We start from the raw sequence: 17773 nt of genomic DNA, 5'->3' as shown, positions 1-17773 counted from the left end.
ACCGGGGGTTGTGGCGGACCGACCAGTTGTGAGGGACAGGCCGGCCAAGGGACTCGCAGGCGGGGAATTGTCAGAGTGTGGAATTACCAAGGGCCAGAACGCCGCGATCGGTATCGGATTCGCATCCGTAGATGTTTGCGCCCATTCCCGTACAGTCATATCACCGCCTTCTGCGCGCTCGACGCGGCGGAAGCAAAGGCAGCCGAGCCGGCCCGCGAACACCCCCCTCCATTCGCAATCCGATGTCAACAAACAAGCGGAAGTCGGGAACCCTTGGACGTGTTCTTCGCCCGGGCGGTCTCCTGATGAAGGCGATCGCCTCATCGTGGTCCCTCGCCCAGGCGGTGAGCATTCTGATGGGATCCCCCGGAGTGCGCTCGATCTTGGTAAGGCTGTACTCCACGCGCGGTGGCGCCTCGGCGTCCGCGTGCCGCTAGACGAGCACCTTGCCCTGGAGCCGACGCAGCGTCTGGTAGGAGGCTCAGGATCGTTGCGGCTGCCGGCCTGACGCTGTACTTCGCCGTGCGCGGACGCCGCCCACCTATGGGTCGGTGACTACAGGAGCACACCCAACAGGACGCCCGTCCGGCGGGACCTGGACGGCGCCAAGGTCCAGTCGGCATGCGGACCGGGACGCACCAGCAGGACCAGCGATCGGGAGGCAATCGGCGAGTGTGTTGCGGAGCAAGGGCGGTGAGCCTCCGAAGCTGGTGACTACGGAGTGGGCACATCGCCCTCGGGCCGCGACGATGTGTCCGTCACCGACTACTCGGCCCTGTCGCGGCTGTCGCCCGTCACAAGACCCGCATGCCGATCCTTGCTGCGTCCAACCCTGATGCCGCGTGGCGCGCAGGCGCGCTCCTGGACACGATCGTGCGGCTCGAACCGCTCCCCCACCGCAACAGCCTCCTCGGCCTTCGTCACCAGCCAGTACCTGAACCAGTGCGGGGAAGGCATCGGCCCGCCCCGCGGGGCCCTGCCCGACGTGACCAGAAGAGCCCACGAGACCCAGCTGAGCATCTACGAGGTCGCTGACACACTCTGCTCCTGGTGCATCTGAAGGGTCGGGCCGCCCGCGCAGGACGGCCTCTCAGTGGTTCCTGCCCTACGGGAGAACGGGAGGAGCCGTCAGTCCGACGGCGTTGTGCGCTGCGCTCAGGTGGGGCTCGGGCGCCTGGAGAAGTACCCGGGCCAGGTCGTGGCGTACGCGTTCGGCATCGCCGCCCCTGGTAGGTCTCGCCACTCTCGCGAGTTGGGGACGCGATGGAACGGTCGAGGCAGGGGGACTTGATTGCCCTCTCGCCGACACGGGCGTCGTTCAGTGGAGTTGTCCTCGATGGGCCGGCGCAGCGGTATGAGGTCGACCGGACCCCCACGCATGTGCAGGGGTTCGTACTCGCCGCTCAGGCGAGTGTCAGCGGTGGCCGACCGACTTCATATGAGGCGCGTTCACTACCGGTTCGTCACCTTTTGCCACCGAAACCCGCGATCGACAGTGGACTGCATATCACCGGCCACGTCGGTACTCTGTTCGACGTCTGTTCACGGAACTGTCGTTCGGAGGACTGACGGGCGAACACCTCCACCATGAGTGTGAGTCGGTCATGACGTCGCGTCCGCGACGAATGGTCATTCATCGAAAGGCGCCGCATCCCAGATGTGGACATTCCCTGGGCGGTCGCTCCTGCAGCGCACGCCCTTCTCCCGGCCTCGCGGCCGCAGAGTCGCTGCGGCCGCACTGGCCCTCAGTTCCCTCGTCGTTGTCCCGCCCGTCGCCCAGGGCGCCGAGACCGCCTCCCGGATCAGCGCGTTCGACGCGGTCGACCCTTTCATCGGCACACGACTGGACACCGCCCAGAACAAGGGCAACAGCGCCTACGGCAACACCTGGCCCGGCGCGACGGTTCCCTTCGGCATGGTGCAGTCGAGCCCCGTGACCTACCGGACCTCGGACGGTGACCAGAAGGGTGGGTACGAGTACACCGCTGACAAGCTCCGCGGCTTCGGTATGACGCGCCTGTCCGGCACCGGTTGCGAGGGCCGCTTCAGCGGCTTCGACTTCCCCCTCCTGCCGTACACCGGCACGCTGCCCGGAGGTGCCCTGCCGAAGAGCCCGGCGAGCGACATCACCGACTACTACCTCGGTTTCGACCACGCCCGCGAGCAGGCGGAGCCCGGGTACTACTCCGTTGTTACTGATAACGATGTCAAGACGGAGCTGGCCGCCGCCACCCGCACCGCGGTCAGCAGCTTCGACTTCCCCGAGGCCGACAGCTCCACCCTGATCCTCGACGTCGCCGGCTCCAACAACCGGGTCTTCGGCAGCGAGGTCACCGTCAGGAACGGCACCACCGTGGAGGGGTGGGTCGAGGCCGCCTCCATCTGCGACGAGGGCGGGCGCTACCGCGCCTACTTCTCCGCCTCGTTCGACAAGCCGATCCGCTCGTACGGCACCTGGCAGGGCGGCGACGTCACCCCCGGCTCCACCACCGCGCGCGCCGCCGAGGCCAGACACGGCGCCGGCGCCTACCTCATGTTCGACGAGGGCGCGAAGGTCACCTCCAAGGTCGGCCTCAGCTACGTCAGCATCGCGAACGCCGCCGAGAACGCCGCCCACGAGGTCGCCGCACGCGAAGACTTCGACGACGTCCGGGAGGGCGCCGAGGACGTCTGGCGCGACGCCCTGGACACCGTCCGGGTCGACGGCGGCACCGAAGCCGAGCGGACCAAGTTCTACACCGCCCTCTACCACGCGCTGCTGCACCCCAACACGTTCGACGACGTCAACGGCGACTACCAAGGCTATGACGGCAAGGTCCACAAGGTCGCCGAGGGACGCCACCACTACGTCACCTACGCCGGCTGGGACTCCTACCGCAGCCAGGCCCAACTCGTCGCGCTGCTCTTCCCGAAGGTCGGCAGCGACATCAACCAGTCGATCACCGACATGGTGACCCAGAGCGGCAAGTGGCCCAACTGGCCGCACCTGAACCAGCTCCAGCAGAAGATGAGCGGCGACTCGCTCCAGTCCCTGCTGTCCTCCGTGGACGCCTTCGGTAGCACCGACTACGACCGCCGCGCCGCCCTGGAGTCGATGAAGGCCACCCAGACGCTGCCCGCCGACCGCACACTGCGCCGCCACGGGTACCAGTACATGAGCGTCGGCTTCATCGAGAACCGCAAGGCGGACGCGGCCACCTCGAAGACGCTCGAGTACGCGATCGACGACTTCGGCATCGCCCAGCTCGCCCAGCGCCTCGGCGACAGGACGACGTACGACCGCTACATGGCCCGCGCCCAGAACTGGCAGAACGTCTTTGATGAGAGCAGCCGCCACATCAGGCCCCGCGACCGCAACGGCTTCGACCGCAACTTCAACCTCGGTGACCGCGGCGACCAGTTCGAGCAGTCCACCGGCTGGCAGTACGGCTGGATGGTCCCACACAACCTCGGGACGCTGATCGAGAAGCGCGGCGGCCAAGAGATCACCACGACCGCACTGGACGAGCACCTCAGTGCCCTCGACGCTGGTGTCTACAACGTCCGTGGCGCCTACCTCAGCAACCAGGTGAGCTTCGGCGCGCCGTACGTCTACCACTGGCTGCGTCAGCCGAACAAGGCGCGCGAGGCGCTGAACCGGGCGTCCACGCAGATGTACAACACGACGCCCTCGGGCCTGCCGGGCAACGACGACCTCGGGTCGCTCAGCTCCTGGTACGTGTGGGCAAACGTCGGCCTCTACCCGGCCATCCCCGGCACCGCCGACCTGGTCGTCAGCGGCCCACGGTTCGACCGTGTCGTGATCGACAGCGCCGACAGCCGTCGCCGCATCGAGATCGAGGCCGACGGCGCCTCCACGATGCCGTATGTCACCGGCATGAAGGTCGACGGGCGCTCCACCACGCGCTCCTGGCTGGACGAGGACTTCGCCCGCGAGGGCGGCGACATCCGGCTGACCATGTCGGCGCGCCAGGGCACCTGGGGCGCCCGTGCCTCCGACGTACCCCCGTCGTTCACCGACGGCAGCGACGCGCGGAACAACGTGGGCACTACGACGGACGGCGACGGCGACACCGGTTCGCTCGACGTGAGTGACAACTCCCTTTCCCGCGACCGCCTGGCCGCGGCCGGTGCCGCCCCCGGCGCCCGGATCCCGCACGGTGACACCGGCGTCACCTTCACCTGGCCGAAGACCGAGCCGGGACAGCCGGACAACTGGATCCCGCACGGCCAGCGGGTCGACATGGGTGACGTCCGGGCGACCGGGATCTCCTTCCTCGGCCTGGCGACCAACGGTCCCTCCCAGGGCACCGCGGTCGTCGAGTACACCGACGGCTCCACCCAGCAGGTCGGGGTCCAGTTCACCGACTGGACCCCGGGCACCAACTACCAGTTCGGCAACACCCCGCTGGTGACCACGGTCGGCCGCAACCGCGCCGCCGGCGGCAACGACACGGTCGAGACCAAGGTCTTCGGCACCGTGCCCCGGTTGCTCGACCCGTCCAAGCGTGTCGCCTCCGTGGTCCTGCCGCAGAGCACCGACCGCGGCATCATGCACGTCTTCGACGTCGCGCTGACCACCAAGGAGGACCTCCAGGTCCCCGGCACGGCGCCCGAGCGGATCGTGCTCACTCCGACCGGCACCCCGCACTCCTCGCAGGCCGTCACCTGGCGCACCGGCGCCGCAGTGACCACCGGCGAGGTGCGCTACCGCAAGGCCGGCGACCGCCGGTGGCGGCGCGCCGACGCGCGCGGCAACGAGGAGATCGTCTCCACGGGCGTCGCCAACCGCTCGCACTCCGCGGTGATGACCGGGCTGCGGCCCGGCAGCAGGTACGAGTACCAGGTGGGCAGCGGCGATCGGTTCGGCTCGGTCCGCACCTTCACCTCGGCCGAGCGGCCGGGCGAGGACTTCACCTTCCTGTACTTCGGCGACGCCCAGAACGACCTGTCGTCCAAGTGGGCGCCGGTCGTGAAGCAGGCGTTCGAGCGCTACCCGGACGCCGCCGGCAGCGTCAATGCCGGTGATCTGATCAACTCCAGTGGCAACGACAACGAGTGGCGCGACTGGTTCGGCGCCATGGACGGCTACAGCCAGTCCACCAACGTCATCGCGGCACCGGGCAACCACGAGTACTCGGGCGACACCTTCCTGCGCACCTGGAAGTCGACCTTCGAGTTCCCGGCCAATGGGCCGCGACCGGGCGGGAACGCCGGCGCCACCCCCGCCGAGCGGCAGCGCGCGATCTACGAGGCCCACATGGCCAAGGTGATCGCGGAGACGGCGTACTACACCGACTATCAGGGCGTGCGGTTCATCACCCTCAACGCCAGCACAGGTGATGCCCGTTCGATGATGACGCCGCCGTGGCTGCCCGCGTGCAGCCAGGACTGCCCCGACCCGGAGAAGCTGTGGCTGGAGCTCCAGGGACGCTGGCTGGACCACGTCCTGGAGAACAACCCCAACAAGTGGGCTGTGGCGGTCTTCCACCAGCCGGTGTTCTCCGCGGCCGAGGGTCGTGACGAGAAGCCGGTCCGCGACGCGTGGCTGCCGGTCTTCCAGCGCAAGGACATCGACCTGGTGCTCATGGGCCACGACCACGTGTACTCCCGAGGGTATGTCAACGCGGACGCGACGGGGACTCCGGGCATGACCACGGGACCGGTCTACACCGTCGCGGTCTCCGGCCCGAAGTACTACGAGCTGGCCCCTGAGGGCGAGAGCGTGTGGACGCGCAACGGCGCGACCGAGGTCGTGCGCGCCGGTCACACCTCGACTTTCCAGGGCATCAAGGTCACGAAGAACCAGTTGCGCTACGAGGCCGTCGTGGCCGCGAAGTGGGACGACCGGTCGACCACCGGCAAGGAGGTCGGTGAGGTGCTGGACGCCTTCACCATCACCAAGTACGACGACGGAACCAAGTACGTCACGGAGGACGGGGTCGCAGTGCCCCCGCGGCCACGCTCCATGCACTGAACAGGTGCTAGTCGGAAGATGAGCCAAGCGGCCTGCCGGACGCCCCTGCGGCGTCCGGCAGGCCACTTTTCGACGGCGTCCGCCCGGTCGGTCTCGCGCAAGGGCGCTGACGGACGGTGAGGCAGGGCTGGCCCCGTACTTCGCGGGTCACCGCGTCAGGTCATTGGCCAGCATGCGGGGGTGACTGCTATGCCGAGGGGGCGAGGAGATGGAGTTGGACTCCTCGAGTGATCTGGACGAGGGATGGCGCGGTCGCGTTGCGGATCCGCAGAGGCTGACCGACCACCGCACAGCGCCACCACCACCTACACCCACCACCCCGCGGGCGGCACCGTCCCCCACGCCCCACCGAAGAGCGCTACCGGCTCCCCGTCGACGTCTGTCCGGATGTGGTGAGGCGCGAGGTGCTGCACCGGTTCAGGGGGCGAGGAAGTCGGTCGCGGGCCCCTGAGCGGGACGGCTAACCTCCTCCGGAGCGGGATGAGATATCACGCGCGACCGCAAAGGGGATCCGTTCATGGAGATCGAAGGCGTATCGACTGACCGTCTGGGCCTGCTGTTGAACCAGTTCGACAAGGCCCGGGAGATGGCCGGGGTGCGGCTGGCGGGGCTCGGCGACGAGGAGTATCTCTGGGAGCCGGTGCCCGGCTGCTGGTCGCTGCGGCGACGCGGCGAGGCGACGACACCGCGGGCGTTCGGGCCCGGCGAGTGGGTGATGGACCTGGGCGCTGCGGACATCCCGGCGAGCGAGTACGCGGAGGTCGCCCGGCAGGCAGCAGGCGGCATGTCAGTGGAGAAGATCGCCGAGGACTGGAGCGTGACCACCGAGCGGGTCGAGCAGATCTTGACTCACACCGGCGAACCGGAGCCGGACGAAACGCCGGTCACGACCATCGCTTGGCGACTTGCCCATCTGCACTACGAGTTCGCGGGTGCTTGGGAGTGGACCTTCGGCGAACGACGACAGGACCCGAAGCAGATGATCGACTTCTCACCCTCGGCGACCCGGACCCTGGAACGCTTCTGGCCGGTGATCGACCGCTGGCGCGCCGACGTCGGCACCCTTACCGAGGACCAGCTCGACACGGTCGGCCTCTCCCAGTACCCCTACGGCTCCGACCCCGAGGAACCCTTCATCTCCGTGCTGTGGGGGGCCAACCTCGAATTCGTCCACCACATGGCCGAGATAGCGCTGCTCCGCGACCTGTGGCGGGCCCGTTTGACTACTCCCCGATAGTTGCGGGCGCCCGTTGTCCTTCTCCGAGCCGCTGACCATCCTCGACAAGCGGACCATCCATAGCCCCACCCGCCCGAAGAGTGTGCGCTCCGCAGCCCCTTCACCCGCCATCACCGCCAACTACCAATTCCGGGTTCGGCGGCAGGCCGGTGTCGGTCGGCCAACCCGCAGTTCGGCCTGCGGCCGCCGCGGCAAGGGGCTGGCCCCTTGGCTCGGCCTCTGCCGCGTCAGCTAGTGCTCTGACCGCATAGGTTCACCGGGTTCCGTGGCCCGCCGCTGTGTGATTGCTCAGGTAGTGTTCGCGGTCGGCCAGGAGCGGAACAAGGCGAGGGCTTCGGTGAGGCTGCCGGGGCCGCATCTGGCGTGAAAGGACCGGGTGGCAACGTAGGTGAAGTCGGCCACCCACCGCTCGTTCGGACGGGACGCGGTGAAGTCACGTTGCAGCAGGTCACCGGCCCGCTCCTGGCCGTCGTCCCGGATAGTGGTGCGGATCTTCTTCCCGCGTCGGGCGCCCTCAAGGCCGAGGCGATGTCGTCGCGCGACAACACACATCAGCAACTGGACGTCTCCGCACCCGTCTTGGCATCGAGCCCCAGGGCCGGTCACGCTGCCGTGTCTTCGAAGCACGTGTGCGCTACTACGGGGCCCTTCGTCGCATTCTGCGCGCCGCATGCGGCGGAGCCTCAACTGCCGTTGAGCGCTCCGGCTGTGCCTTCGTGCACCGCGCGTCAGAGGCTCGTCAGCGCCTTCACCAGGTCGGCGGCAATCTGCCGGTCGATGGGCTCAGGGACGGCCTGGGCGCCGTTGACGAGCGACAGGCGGTCGTCGGTGGCGAGCGCTGCCAGGCTTCTTGCTTGGAGGGTCAGGCCCAGATCCATGGCCTGGATGGGGTTTCCCTTCGCGGCTGTCAGGTTGATCATCTTGGTGTCGGCGAGGACGGTGATCTCCCGGCCGTCGCGCAGACTGTGGATCGCGCGTTCTTGGCCGCTGGGTCCGGAGCGGTGCACGGACGTGGTCTGCTCACGAAGGGCCTGGGCGTCCAGTTCCCAGGGCATGTGGCCCACGCCGGCGACGAGGGTGCCGTCACGGAGGTTCTCGATCTCCGCCGGGCCGATGACGTTCGGGTGACCGGTGGCGAGGAAGAGGAGCTGGGTCCGGGGGAGGAGGTCGAGCAGATCGCCCACGCGGTGGCCCGCCATCACTGCTTCGAGCGCTCGATGGGGGTCGGTGTCGGCGACGCTGACACGCGCACCGAGACCTGCCAGGGTGTCGGCGACTCCGCGGCCGCAGGGCCCGTAGCCCACGACGGTGGCGTGGGCCCCCGGCAGCATGAGATTGGTGGCGTTCATGAAGCCTTGGACGACGCTTTGGCCGACGCCGAATTCGTTCTCGACCAGCAGCTTGAGCCGGCTGTCGTTGATGACGACGACCGGAAAGGGCGGCGGGGTGTCGCAGGAACGGATGCGCAGGCCTCCGGTCGTGGTCTCCTCCTTGGCTCCGGTGAGAGAGGGCAGCCCGCCGCGGGCCATGACCGCTTCGATGAGGTCGGCGCCGTTGTCGAGGATGAGGTCCGGCTGCGAGTCGATGAGCTGGTGGATGTTCTCGCGGTGCTGGTCGAGGGTGTCGGAGCGCTGTCCCACGACGGTGACGCCGGCATCGCGCAGCGCGTCGGCCGTGTCCTCCTGCGTGGTGCCGGGGGATCCGGTGAGCACCACGTCGGCACCTGCCTGGGCCAGGTAGGAGACCAGGACGGCGGTCTTGGGCTCGATGTGGAGACAGATCCCTATCCGGCGGCCCGCGAACACCGACGCCTGCTTCTGCATGGTGGCCATGAGGAGCGGCATGTGACGGGCCGCCCACAGGGTGCCGTCGTGGGTGAGCGAGGGAAGGGCAGAGGTGGGCTGTGACAGGGCGAGATTCCTTGGCTGGAGGGGGTGGGAGCGCAGTCGGCAGGGCACATGTGTGCCCTGGTGGCCGGAACGAGGGCATACGTGTGCCCTCGTGTCGGTGGACTGGTCAGCCGTAGAACTCGCTGCGGTAGGAATGGTCGCCGAAGAGGTGACGGCTCCTTGACGGGCCTTCATGCCAGAAGCCTCCTCACCGATCACAGGGTTCGCGAAGCACATCGCCCCGCTGAGGTTATACGCATAACTCTGCGCACAAGGTCGGATGACGGGTGGCTGGAGCGGCACGCCCAGGGCCTGCGGATCACCGACGATGCCCACGTCTGCCTCGCCGTCCCGGAGTCTGCCGCTACAATCCGACCGCATCCTCTTGTCACACGCCTCGGCATCAGTCCTGACGAAGCCCGGAACATCGTCGGAACGGCACTCGGTCGTTCCATCACGCCAAGGTCATGAGCCATCCGCCCCTGCGCCATGAGCCGTGACCGGACGGCCTGAAGCGGACGCGTTCATCCGCGGGCAGACCCGCGCAGTGCCCCCGTGAAGGTTCTTCTGGAGAGCGCCGTTCAACCGACGGCCTTCCGGTTGCCCCAAGAGGTGTCGTCCACGAGCGGCACCGCATCCGAGCCGCGCAGCCCGCCCCTTGATCCGATGACCGGGACCGCTGCAGGCGGGCAGGCAGCGGTCACGACATCGGCTTCGCCAGTAGGTGACAATGGCCGAGGCGATGGTCCGCCGGGCCATTGCCGACAGCACCCCGTTGGGCTGGGTGACGGCGGTCACCGCCGACGGAAGGGGAAACCCAGCGTTGCGGTGAGGTGTTGCTGTCAGGCAGGTGTGGGCAGGGCGTCGAAGAGGGACTCCACTCGGCGGGCGAGGTCGAAGAGGTGGTTGTCCGCGCCCTGGGCCGCGTCGATCTCGAGGCCGATCGGCAGGCCCTCGGTGCTGAGACCGATGGGGACGCTGATGCCGGGCAGGCCTGCTCCGCTGGTGGGGATGGTGTTGTAGGCGAGGAAACAGTCGTCCACCTGCTGGCCGGCGACCGTGAAGTTCGCTCCGTTGTCGATCAGAGGTGCGGGGCACGGTGTGGTCGGGAAGAGCAGCGCCTCGGCCGCGCTCTGCGTGAATGCCTGGCCGAGTCGGCGCTGGAGCTGCGGGCGTTCGGAAGCCAGAGCCGACGCGTAGCCCTCGTCGGAGAGGTAGCCCTGCCCGCCCGGTACGACAACCTGGCTCCAGATCGCCTTGAGCTGGGGCTTGATGTCGCCGTAGATCTCGTCGAACGTTACGGGGAAGTCGTTGCGGGTGACGAATTGCGTGACCGCTTCCCGCATCTCGCGGAAGAAGAAATTCCACGTCAGCTGGTTCGTCGTGTCCATGAAGTCGTCGCCGAGATTGATTTCGACGATGTCGGCGCCGACGTCGCGTAGGCGTTTCAGCGCGGCGGTGAAGTGGGCTGCGGTCTCGGGGTCGATCACCCTCATGTACTGCCGGGGGGCGTGGGCGAACCGCACCCCGCGCAGGTCGGAACGCTGCGAAGTGGGGGAGGTGGCGTGCCCGGCAACTACCCGGTCGAGCAGCGCGCAGCCTTCGACGCTGCGGGCGAGGATGCCGGTCGTGTCGAGTGTGTGGGAGATCGGGGCGACGCCGCCTCCAGGCCAGCGGCCGTTGGTGGGCTTGTAGCCGACCACACCGCACAGGGACGCAGGGACTCTTATGGAGCCCACCGTGTCGCCTCCGGTTGATGCGGGGACGACGCGGGCGGCGACCGCCGCCGCGGAACCGCTGGAGGATCCGCCGGGGGCACGGGCGTGGCTGTAGGGGTTCTTCAACTGACCGTACGTGCTGTTGTGTCCGGTCAGTCCGAAGGACATCTCCACGAGAAGGTTCTTTCCGAAGACGATGCCCCCGGCGTCGCGGAGTGCGACGACGACGTCTGCGTCGTGATTCGGGACGAAGTCCTTCAGGTTGCCCACGCCGAGCGTGGTACGGACACCAGCGGTGGCGTAGCTGTCCTTGATCCCGATCGGGACACCGAGCAGGGGGAGTATCGGCACTCGCGGCGCGGGCCTTGTCCGCCGCCTCCGCCGCAGCCAGCACTGCGGACTCGTCGATGGTGACGAAAGAGTTCAGGTCGGCATGCTTGCGTGCGCGCCGCAGAAGTGCGGAAGCGTACGCATCCGATGTCCACGTCCGCTCCCAGCACCTCGTCGAGGTCCACGGTCACAGTCCCGCCTGCATCAGGCGCTTGCCGGCCGGCCAACCGCCAGACATGTTGGCGGACTTCAGCCCGCGCGGCACGGATGGCCTGCAGGGGCTTCTCCCCAGATGCTGCGAGGGTGTCGATGAAGCGGGAGACGGTCGGATCGGAGGCCACCGGCCCGAACACGGTCGGCCCGGCCCGCAGCATGGCGACATACGCGAGGCTGTCCCTGCCCAGTGCGACCGCCAAGGCCACGTCCAGCAGGATCTTGCCCGGATCGTGCACCGCCCGAGCCTTCCGCCACGGCGTCAGCGCCGCTGATATCGCGGTGTCCAAGCCGACCTTGCGGACGGTCTCGACCAGCAGTACGCCCCCGGCCTGCGAGACCGCCGCCCGGCCGCCGCCCACGATGCGGCCACGCGGGTACGACCAGATACGCTTCTTCACCTGGAGAGTGCTTCTTTCCGTGCAGCCAACAGGACCCTAGACACGTCCCATCGTTGCAGGTCAGGAGCACTCTCCGTTTGTTTGATCAAGCCTTGGACACCCCACCTCGTGAAAGCGCGAGGCTAGAGCCGCACAGACGCCGCCACCGGAAGGTGATCGCTGCCCGTGGCCGGAAGGGTCCAAGCCGAGCGTGGTTCCAAGCCGCGCAAGAGGATGTGATCGATCCGGGTCATGGGGAACGACGCGGGCCAGGTGAAGCCGAAGCCTGCCCCTGACGCCTCCTGCGCCGATCGCAGCCCGTGAACCACAGCGGACAAGCCCCCGTCCTGCGTGGTGCCGTTGAAATCGCCGACAAGCAGAACACGGGGCGATGCCTCGGCGCGAAGGGCGGTGGCCAGGCGCTGCGCGGCGGCGTCGCGCAGGCTCGTGCCGAAGCCCGACCCGGGGGTGAACCGCACGGAGAGCAGATGTGCGACGTAGACGGCGATCGGTCCCCTGGGAGTGTGGACGGTGGCACGCAGGGCGCGCGGCCAGGGCGCGATGTCGACCGGAGCGGTGTCCGACAGCGGGTAGCGGCTCCACAGGCCCACGGTGCCCTGCACCGAGTGATAGGGGTAGCGGTCGGCCAGGGCCGCCTCGTACACCGCGGTATCGTCGCCCAGCTCCTCCAGAGCCACCATGTCGGAGCCCGAGGCCGCCAGGGCGCGGGCTGTGCGGTGCGGTTGCGGATTGTGCTCGTTGACGTTGTGCGTCACGACGGTCAGGTCACCGCCGTCAGCTCGTTTGTCGGCGACGGTCCCTCCGAAGGTCGAGCACCACAGGACGGCGGGCACCAGCGCTGCCACGGCGACGCTCATGGACCGACGGGCGGCCGCGTACAGCAGCAGGAGCGGCACACTGATGCCAGTCCAGGGCAAGAAGGTCTCGGCAAGGCTGCCCAGGTGACCGAACCGGTCGGGTATCCACGCATGGCCTGACATCAGCAATACGGGAATCAGGGCGAGCCAGGTCGCATGTCGTCCGCGCCGCCAGGTGCCGAGGCTGGCGGCAGGCGAGGTGTCGGCAGACACAGCGACGTGGGGCGCTGGAGGGAGATGAATGGTCACGGTCGCGTCACCGCTCGCTGGTCCGGTGCTCCGGGCCGCCGGCTGAAGGCATTTGCGAGGACAGCCACTTACGCACGCCCTCAACCAAGGCACCGCTGGTTTCCAGAGCCGCCTGCAGGCCCTCCTGAGGACTGGTGTCGGCACGCTGGTGCAGGACAACGCCGAGTACGAGGTGTTCGTGCCCCTGACGGTCGGGCATGACGGCCCCCCACATCAGGGCCCCTCCGGCGGGCGTGCTGGAACCGGTCTTGACGCCGATCACGCCGGACGTGCCGAGCAGCGTGTTGGTGTTCGGGATCCTGCTGGATACGCCCGGGACGGTGGTACTTGTCAGGGCCACGATGTGCCGGAATGCCTCGTCGCGCATGGCGTGCCTGGCCAGCTTCAGTTGGTCGCCGGAGGTACTGACCGTGGTGGGCGCGACACCGCTTGGCTCGGTGTACGTGGTCCTGTCCATGCCCAGGCGGTCGGCGGCCCTGTTCATCTTGGTGACGAATGCCTCCTGGGAACCGGCGTCCCAGCGGGCCAGCAGCCGGGCAATGTTGTTCCCGGAAGGGATCAGCATGAGCTCCAGCAGACGCCGTTCACTCAGCCGCTGCCCTTCCCTGACCGGCACAGTCGACTCGGCACCGGAGACGGGCTCATTGGCTGCCGTCCGATCGACGGTGATGTCGGGACCCGGTTCGCCCCTGTACAGCGGGTGGTCACGCAGGATCACGTACGCGGTCATCACCTTCGTGACGCTGGCGATCGGCACCGGCGTCTGCGCGCCCTTGGTGCCCAGGTCGCCGCGGTCACCCAGGCCCTCGACCAGCACGCTCGTCTGCCCTTCGGACGGCCATGGCAGCGGCGCTGCGGACTCGCTGTGCAGTTGATGGCTGCCACCACTGCCTGAGCTCACGAGGACTACGACGAGGGCGGTCAGAAGACTCAAGGCTGCAGCACCCGCCGTGATGATCGCGGAGCGACGACAAGAGAGAGACGACCGGCCGGTCGTACCTGGCCACGAGACCAGCGACTCCGCCGGGTCTACGTCGCGCTCTGCGGGTACAGGAGCTGGACACATGGAAGGCACCTCCAGGGACACCGTGCATGGCGTTCACGCACGCCGATCACCTTGGGTGAGCCATATGTCCGTGGGGGCATGGCCGACGCTCCACCGCAGCTCAGCCGGCCATCCGTCGTGTATCGACGCGAGCGCCGGCAGCGCACACGCGGTGTGCCGGCAGCACGGCGACCGCCGTCCGGGCAAGGGAGAGGACCCTCTGTGCAGTGTCCCGGTGACCCGGTGACCCGGTGACCCGGTGACCCGGTGTCCCGTTGTCCTGGTGGCCCGTCAGCCGGCCCTCGGCAGCCGGAGCGTGGCGACGGCTCCGCCGCCCGGGGCATTGGCGAAGGACAGAGTCGCCCCGATGACCTTGGCCTGGCCCAGGGCGATCGTCAGCCCCAGGCCTTGACCCTTACCACGCTCCGCCGCGCCGGTACGAAACCGCTTGGGCCCGTCCGAGAGCAGCACGTCCGGGAAACCGGGGCCGTGGTCCTGTACGACCACGGTGGCTTCCGACACCTCGATCTCGATGGGCGCACGACCGTGCCGGTGCGCATTGACCACCAGGTTGGTGACGATCCGGTCGAGCCGTCGTGGATCGGTCTCCGCGGTCGGGGCACCGCTCGTGGCCAGTCGCGCCGTCAGACCGGTGCGCGCCAGCGACTCCGCCACCACCTCGACAAGCGGTACGGGCCGTAGTTCGGCGCGCTCGGCACCCGCGTCCAGCCGGGAGATCTCCAGCAGGTCCTCGACCAGGGCCCGCAGCACGGCCACCCGGTCCCGGACAAGATCGGTGGCCTCTCCTTCAGGCAGCAGCGTGCTCGCGGTGACCAGACCCATGAGCGGCGTACGCAGTTCGTGGGCGACGTCGGCGGTGAACCGCTGCTCGGACACCAGCCTTTCACTGAGACTGTCGGCCATGGAGTCCACCGTGGCCGAAATCTCGGTGATCTCATCACCACCCCGGCCGGCGCCTGTCCGCGCCTCCAGGTCGCCGGAGGTGATCCGGCGCGCTGTCCGCGCCACCCGGCGCAGCCTGCGGTGGGGCAGTTCCGCGGCAAGTGCCGACAGCGGCACGACAAAAGCCAGCGTGACCAGGGAGTACTTCCACATATGCCGGTCCAGGGCCTGCCTGGTGAGCTGGTCGGAGGTCATGTCGAGGCGCACTGCAACAGGCTGGCCGCGGTGGAGGCGAGCCGCCCACATCTCGGGGCGGTTGCCGGTGCTGTCGCTGTCGTACCACGTGGCGAAACCGGCGGTACGTGCCTGCCTGCTGTGAAGCCTACGCAGCAGTTCGTCCGGGAAGTCACCGGGATCGGTCTCCAGCCACTCGGGTGGAACGCCGTCCCGCGCGTAGTCTTCCAAAGCCTGGTTCAGCTGGGTCACGGCGTTGGCCGCACCGTCGTTCAGCGAGCGGTCCAGGGTGCTGGTGTGGACCAGCAGCCCGACGGTCAGCGCGACGGCGCAGCAGGCCATGGCCACTAGCAGAGCCATTTTCCAGCGCAGGGAACGCCAGTTGAGCAGGGAATGCATGGCGTTCACGTCAGCGCCGCAGCTTGTAGCCGAAGCCCCGGACGGTTTCGATCCGCTCGGAGCCGATCTTCCTGCGCAGCCGCTGCACGCACAGGTCCACCACACGGCTGTCGCCGTCCCAACCGTAGTCCCACACGTTACGCAGAAGAGTCTGCCGGTCGAGGACGATGCCGGGATTCTGCGCGAACTCCAGCAGCAGTCGCAGCTCGGTCGGGGCCAGAGCGACCGGTCTGTCCGCCAGGAAGACCTCCAGACCGGCGGTGTCGATGGTCAGGTCGCCGAAGACCAACGGGGCGCGCCCAGTGCCGGTGCCGGGAGAGGCCGGCGCAGGAGTGACAACGGGGACGAAGGTGGCCCGCCTCAGCAGCGAACGGATGCGGGCCACCAGCACCGCGATATCGACGGGCTTGACCACGTAGTCATCAGCGCCCGCCTCCAAGCCGGAGACCACGTCCAACGCATCACCCCGCGCAGACATCATCAGAATCGGGGCCATGCTGCTCTCCCTGATCCGACGGCAAAGCCCGATGCCGTCCAGGCCGGGCAGCATCACGTCCAGCAGAAGCAGGTCGTGGTCGCCCTCGCGGAAGAGTTCGAGGCCGGTCAGGCCATCACCGGCGGGCACGACTCGGTAACCGTAGCGCTCAAGCGCCATCGTGACCGATCGGCGAATCACCTCGTCGTCCTCGACCAGCAGAATGCCCACCGGAGCAGCGTCTGCCTGCGACACGTGCACGGAACTCCCTCCCTCGCATGCGAGCGTCGGAGCTCCATCATGCGGCGACAGACGGCGCCACCCGACAACGGACGGAATGTCCCTGGTGCTGCACCGGCGCTACCGGACCACCCTGCCCGATTTATGTAGTCCCCGGACCGTAACCCCGCATCAGCTGCACCTCAACCATGTATCCGCCACGTATCGTCGCGACCGTGTACGGGCTGCGGGGCGTTTAGGGCAGACGGTCGTGCAGTGTCCTGTGTCACAGATCGGATCAAGCGCGGGGCACCTACCTCCGCTTCCTTTGTTCTCTTAATTGGGCGTTTCGTGAGTATTTGACCTTCACTTGCTCTGAAGGGCGCTCATCAGCGGTTACTTCGAAGGCTCTGTCCCGTGGGGCGACAGGCGATACTCGTGTAAGCGCCCACGCCGAGTGCTTCTCCGACGATCCAGACATGCACGGCAATCATCTGTGGCACATGGATCTTCTGGTCCGAGCGGAACGGATTCCAGAACTTACGGAGCGCGCCCTCACGGATAACCACGCACGTCGAAGACTCAACAGGTCACTTCGGGAGCGGGGCAGGGAGGCGGAGCTGCGTGACCGCGCCGAAGACGGTGACCGTGACGCCCTGTACATCCTTATTCGGCTGATGTGCGAGACGGGTCGGGTGCATGAAGCCGAGCAGGTGGTCCAAGACGTCGGCCCGGAGGACCAGTACGCACACCAGATTTGTGGCCAGAGATTGCCGACCGTAGGTGTCCGGCTATGACCTTCTCGCGAAGTTGCCGGTGTCGACCTCGGTGGGAATGTCGAGCTTGACCAGGCGTTTCAGCTTGGCGCGGGTGCCCTCGACGCTCTTCGGCAGCAGTTCGTGGCCCAGTGCTTGGCAGACATCCCTGGCCCGTAGCGGTCCGGTCGTGTGGTTGGAGACGGCGAGGATACGGGGGTAGTCCGGGTGCTCCGGCAGGGCTGGTGCGGCGGCCGGAAGCCAGTCGGGCGAGGCCGGTGACAGTCGTTCGGGTGATCGCCAGATGCTCCAGGTGGGTCTCGGCCTGCCGCAGTCGGTCCTGCAGGCTGTCGATCTGTGTGCGAAGGTCGTCGGCCAGGGCCCGGGCAGTTTGTTCCTGCAGGTCCAAGGCGTCGAGCAACGGTGCGAAGGCGACCGGCACTGCCCCGACTGCCGGATTGACCTGCCCCGGCAGCACCGCGGGTTGCTCACAGCGCTCTTCAAGCGCCGCACCTGACCACCGGACGCCCCTGCAGAGGCCGGGCCGGACGCCCTCGAGGGGAAGGTCGGCCCCGCGGGTGAGGAGTACCCAGGACCGGTCAGGATGCGGGGGCCGGGCAGGTTCACACGGCGTGCCCGGGCCCCCGCTCGCGCTCGGGGAGGTGCGCGTGTCCTCAACGAAGACGCGCCTGGGAAGGTCACCCAGCGGGTGGAGCCGGCATGTCTGCTTCTGACCCGGCGTACAAGGAACGGGCAAAGATCAACCGGTTGGCGCAGAAACGAATCGATTCGTCGGGTGAACGGTGTCACTGCGACCGAAACGGCTGCTCTGAGCTGCCATTCTCGGGCTCGACAGCGGATCGGCAGGCACT

9 protein-coding genes and 4 pseudogenes are annotated in these 17773 nt (G+C 68.0%); 5 read left to right on the top strand and 8 right to left on the bottom strand.

All coding sequences use genetic code 11. The features are described from left to right. The first annotated feature begins 721 nt into the window (after window positions 1-721). The 3 genes and pseudogenes from ACZ7LV_RS27280 to ACZ7LV_RS27270 all read left to right on the top strand — a co-directional run bounded on the left by ACZ7LV_RS27280 (window position 722) and on the right by ACZ7LV_RS27270 (window position 7214). Window positions 722-1060: pseudogene (locus tag ACZ7LV_RS27280) on the top strand (toxin Doc). 597 nt (window positions 1061-1657) lie between these two features. Then, window positions 1658-5977, top strand: coding sequence for a GH92 family glycosyl hydrolase (locus ACZ7LV_RS27275; protein ID WP_471942973.1), 4320 nt, complete (start codon window positions 1658-1660; stop codon window positions 5975-5977). Between the two features lie 517 nt (window positions 5978-6494). After that, on the top strand, window positions 6495-7214 hold the full coding sequence (locus tag ACZ7LV_RS27270) for a DinB family protein (protein ID WP_471942971.1): 720 nt from the start codon (window positions 6495-6497) through the stop codon (window positions 7212-7214). A 375-nt stretch (window positions 7215-7589) separates the two neighbouring features. Here ACZ7LV_RS27270 and ACZ7LV_RS27265 read toward each other — a convergent pair. Beyond that, window positions 7590-7763: pseudogene (locus tag ACZ7LV_RS27265) on the bottom strand (IS3 family transposase); the annotation flags it as partial. Between the two features lie 179 nt (window positions 7764-7942). Continuing rightward, a complete protein-coding gene (locus ACZ7LV_RS27260) occupies window positions 7943-9172 on the bottom strand; it encodes an adenosylhomocysteinase (protein WP_471942969.1) in 1230 nt (409 codons plus the stop codon). A 593-nt stretch (window positions 9173-9765) separates the two neighbouring features. Here ACZ7LV_RS27260 and ACZ7LV_RS27255 point away from each other — a divergent pair. Beyond that, window positions 9766-9911, top strand: a pseudogene (locus ACZ7LV_RS27255) (IS701 family transposase); the annotation flags it as partial. Between the two features lie 34 nt (window positions 9912-9945). On the opposite strand, the gene ACZ7LV_RS27250 reads toward ACZ7LV_RS27255, so the two are convergent. The 6 genes and pseudogenes from ACZ7LV_RS27250 to cseB form a co-directional block, all read right to left on the bottom strand. Further along, complete coding sequence (locus ACZ7LV_RS27250; RefSeq protein ID WP_471942967.1) at window positions 9946-11172, bottom strand: amidase family protein; 1227 nt, start codon at window positions 11170-11172, stop codon at window positions 9946-9948. A 143-nt stretch (window positions 11173-11315) separates the two neighbouring features. Continuing rightward, window positions 11316-11765: pseudogene (locus tag ACZ7LV_RS27245) on the bottom strand (transposase); the annotation flags it as partial. 122 nt (window positions 11766-11887) lie between these two features. Then, a complete protein-coding gene (locus tag ACZ7LV_RS27240) occupies window positions 11888-12745 on the bottom strand; it encodes an endonuclease/exonuclease/phosphatase family protein (RefSeq protein ID WP_471943219.1) in 858 nt (285 codons plus the stop codon). A 133-nt stretch (window positions 12746-12878) separates the two neighbouring features. Beyond that, window positions 12879-13805 carry a D-alanyl-D-alanine carboxypeptidase family protein gene (locus ACZ7LV_RS27235; RefSeq protein ID WP_471942966.1) on the bottom strand — a complete coding sequence of 309 codons (927 nt, stop codon included), beginning with the start codon at window positions 13803-13805 and terminating at the stop codon, window positions 12879-12881. A gap of 402 nt (window positions 13806-14207) precedes the next feature. Then, window positions 14208-15452, bottom strand: a complete 1245-nt coding sequence (locus ACZ7LV_RS27230; RefSeq protein ID WP_471942964.1) for an ATP-binding protein — start codon at window positions 15450-15452, stop codon at window positions 14208-14210. A gap of 10 nt (window positions 15453-15462) precedes the next feature. After that, window positions 15463-16158 carry a two-component system response regulator CseB gene (gene cseB, locus ACZ7LV_RS27225; protein ID WP_471942962.1) on the bottom strand — a complete coding sequence of 232 codons (696 nt, stop codon included), beginning with the start codon at window positions 16156-16158 and terminating at the stop codon, window positions 15463-15465. Window positions 16159-17205: 1047 nt separating this feature from the next. Between cseB and ACZ7LV_RS27220 the strand changes: the two genes are divergently transcribed. Beyond that, complete coding sequence (locus tag ACZ7LV_RS27220) at window positions 17206-17418, top strand: hypothetical protein (RefSeq protein WP_471942960.1); 213 nt, start codon at window positions 17206-17208, stop codon at window positions 17416-17418. The last annotated feature ends 355 nt before the right edge of the window (window positions 17419-17773 follow it).

The sequence above is a fragment of the Streptomyces sp. NPDC107562 genome, from assembly GCF_055657325.1.
The sequence above is the reverse complement of the archived record's forward strand: the minus strand, read 5'-3'. Positions and strand labels throughout refer to the sequence as shown.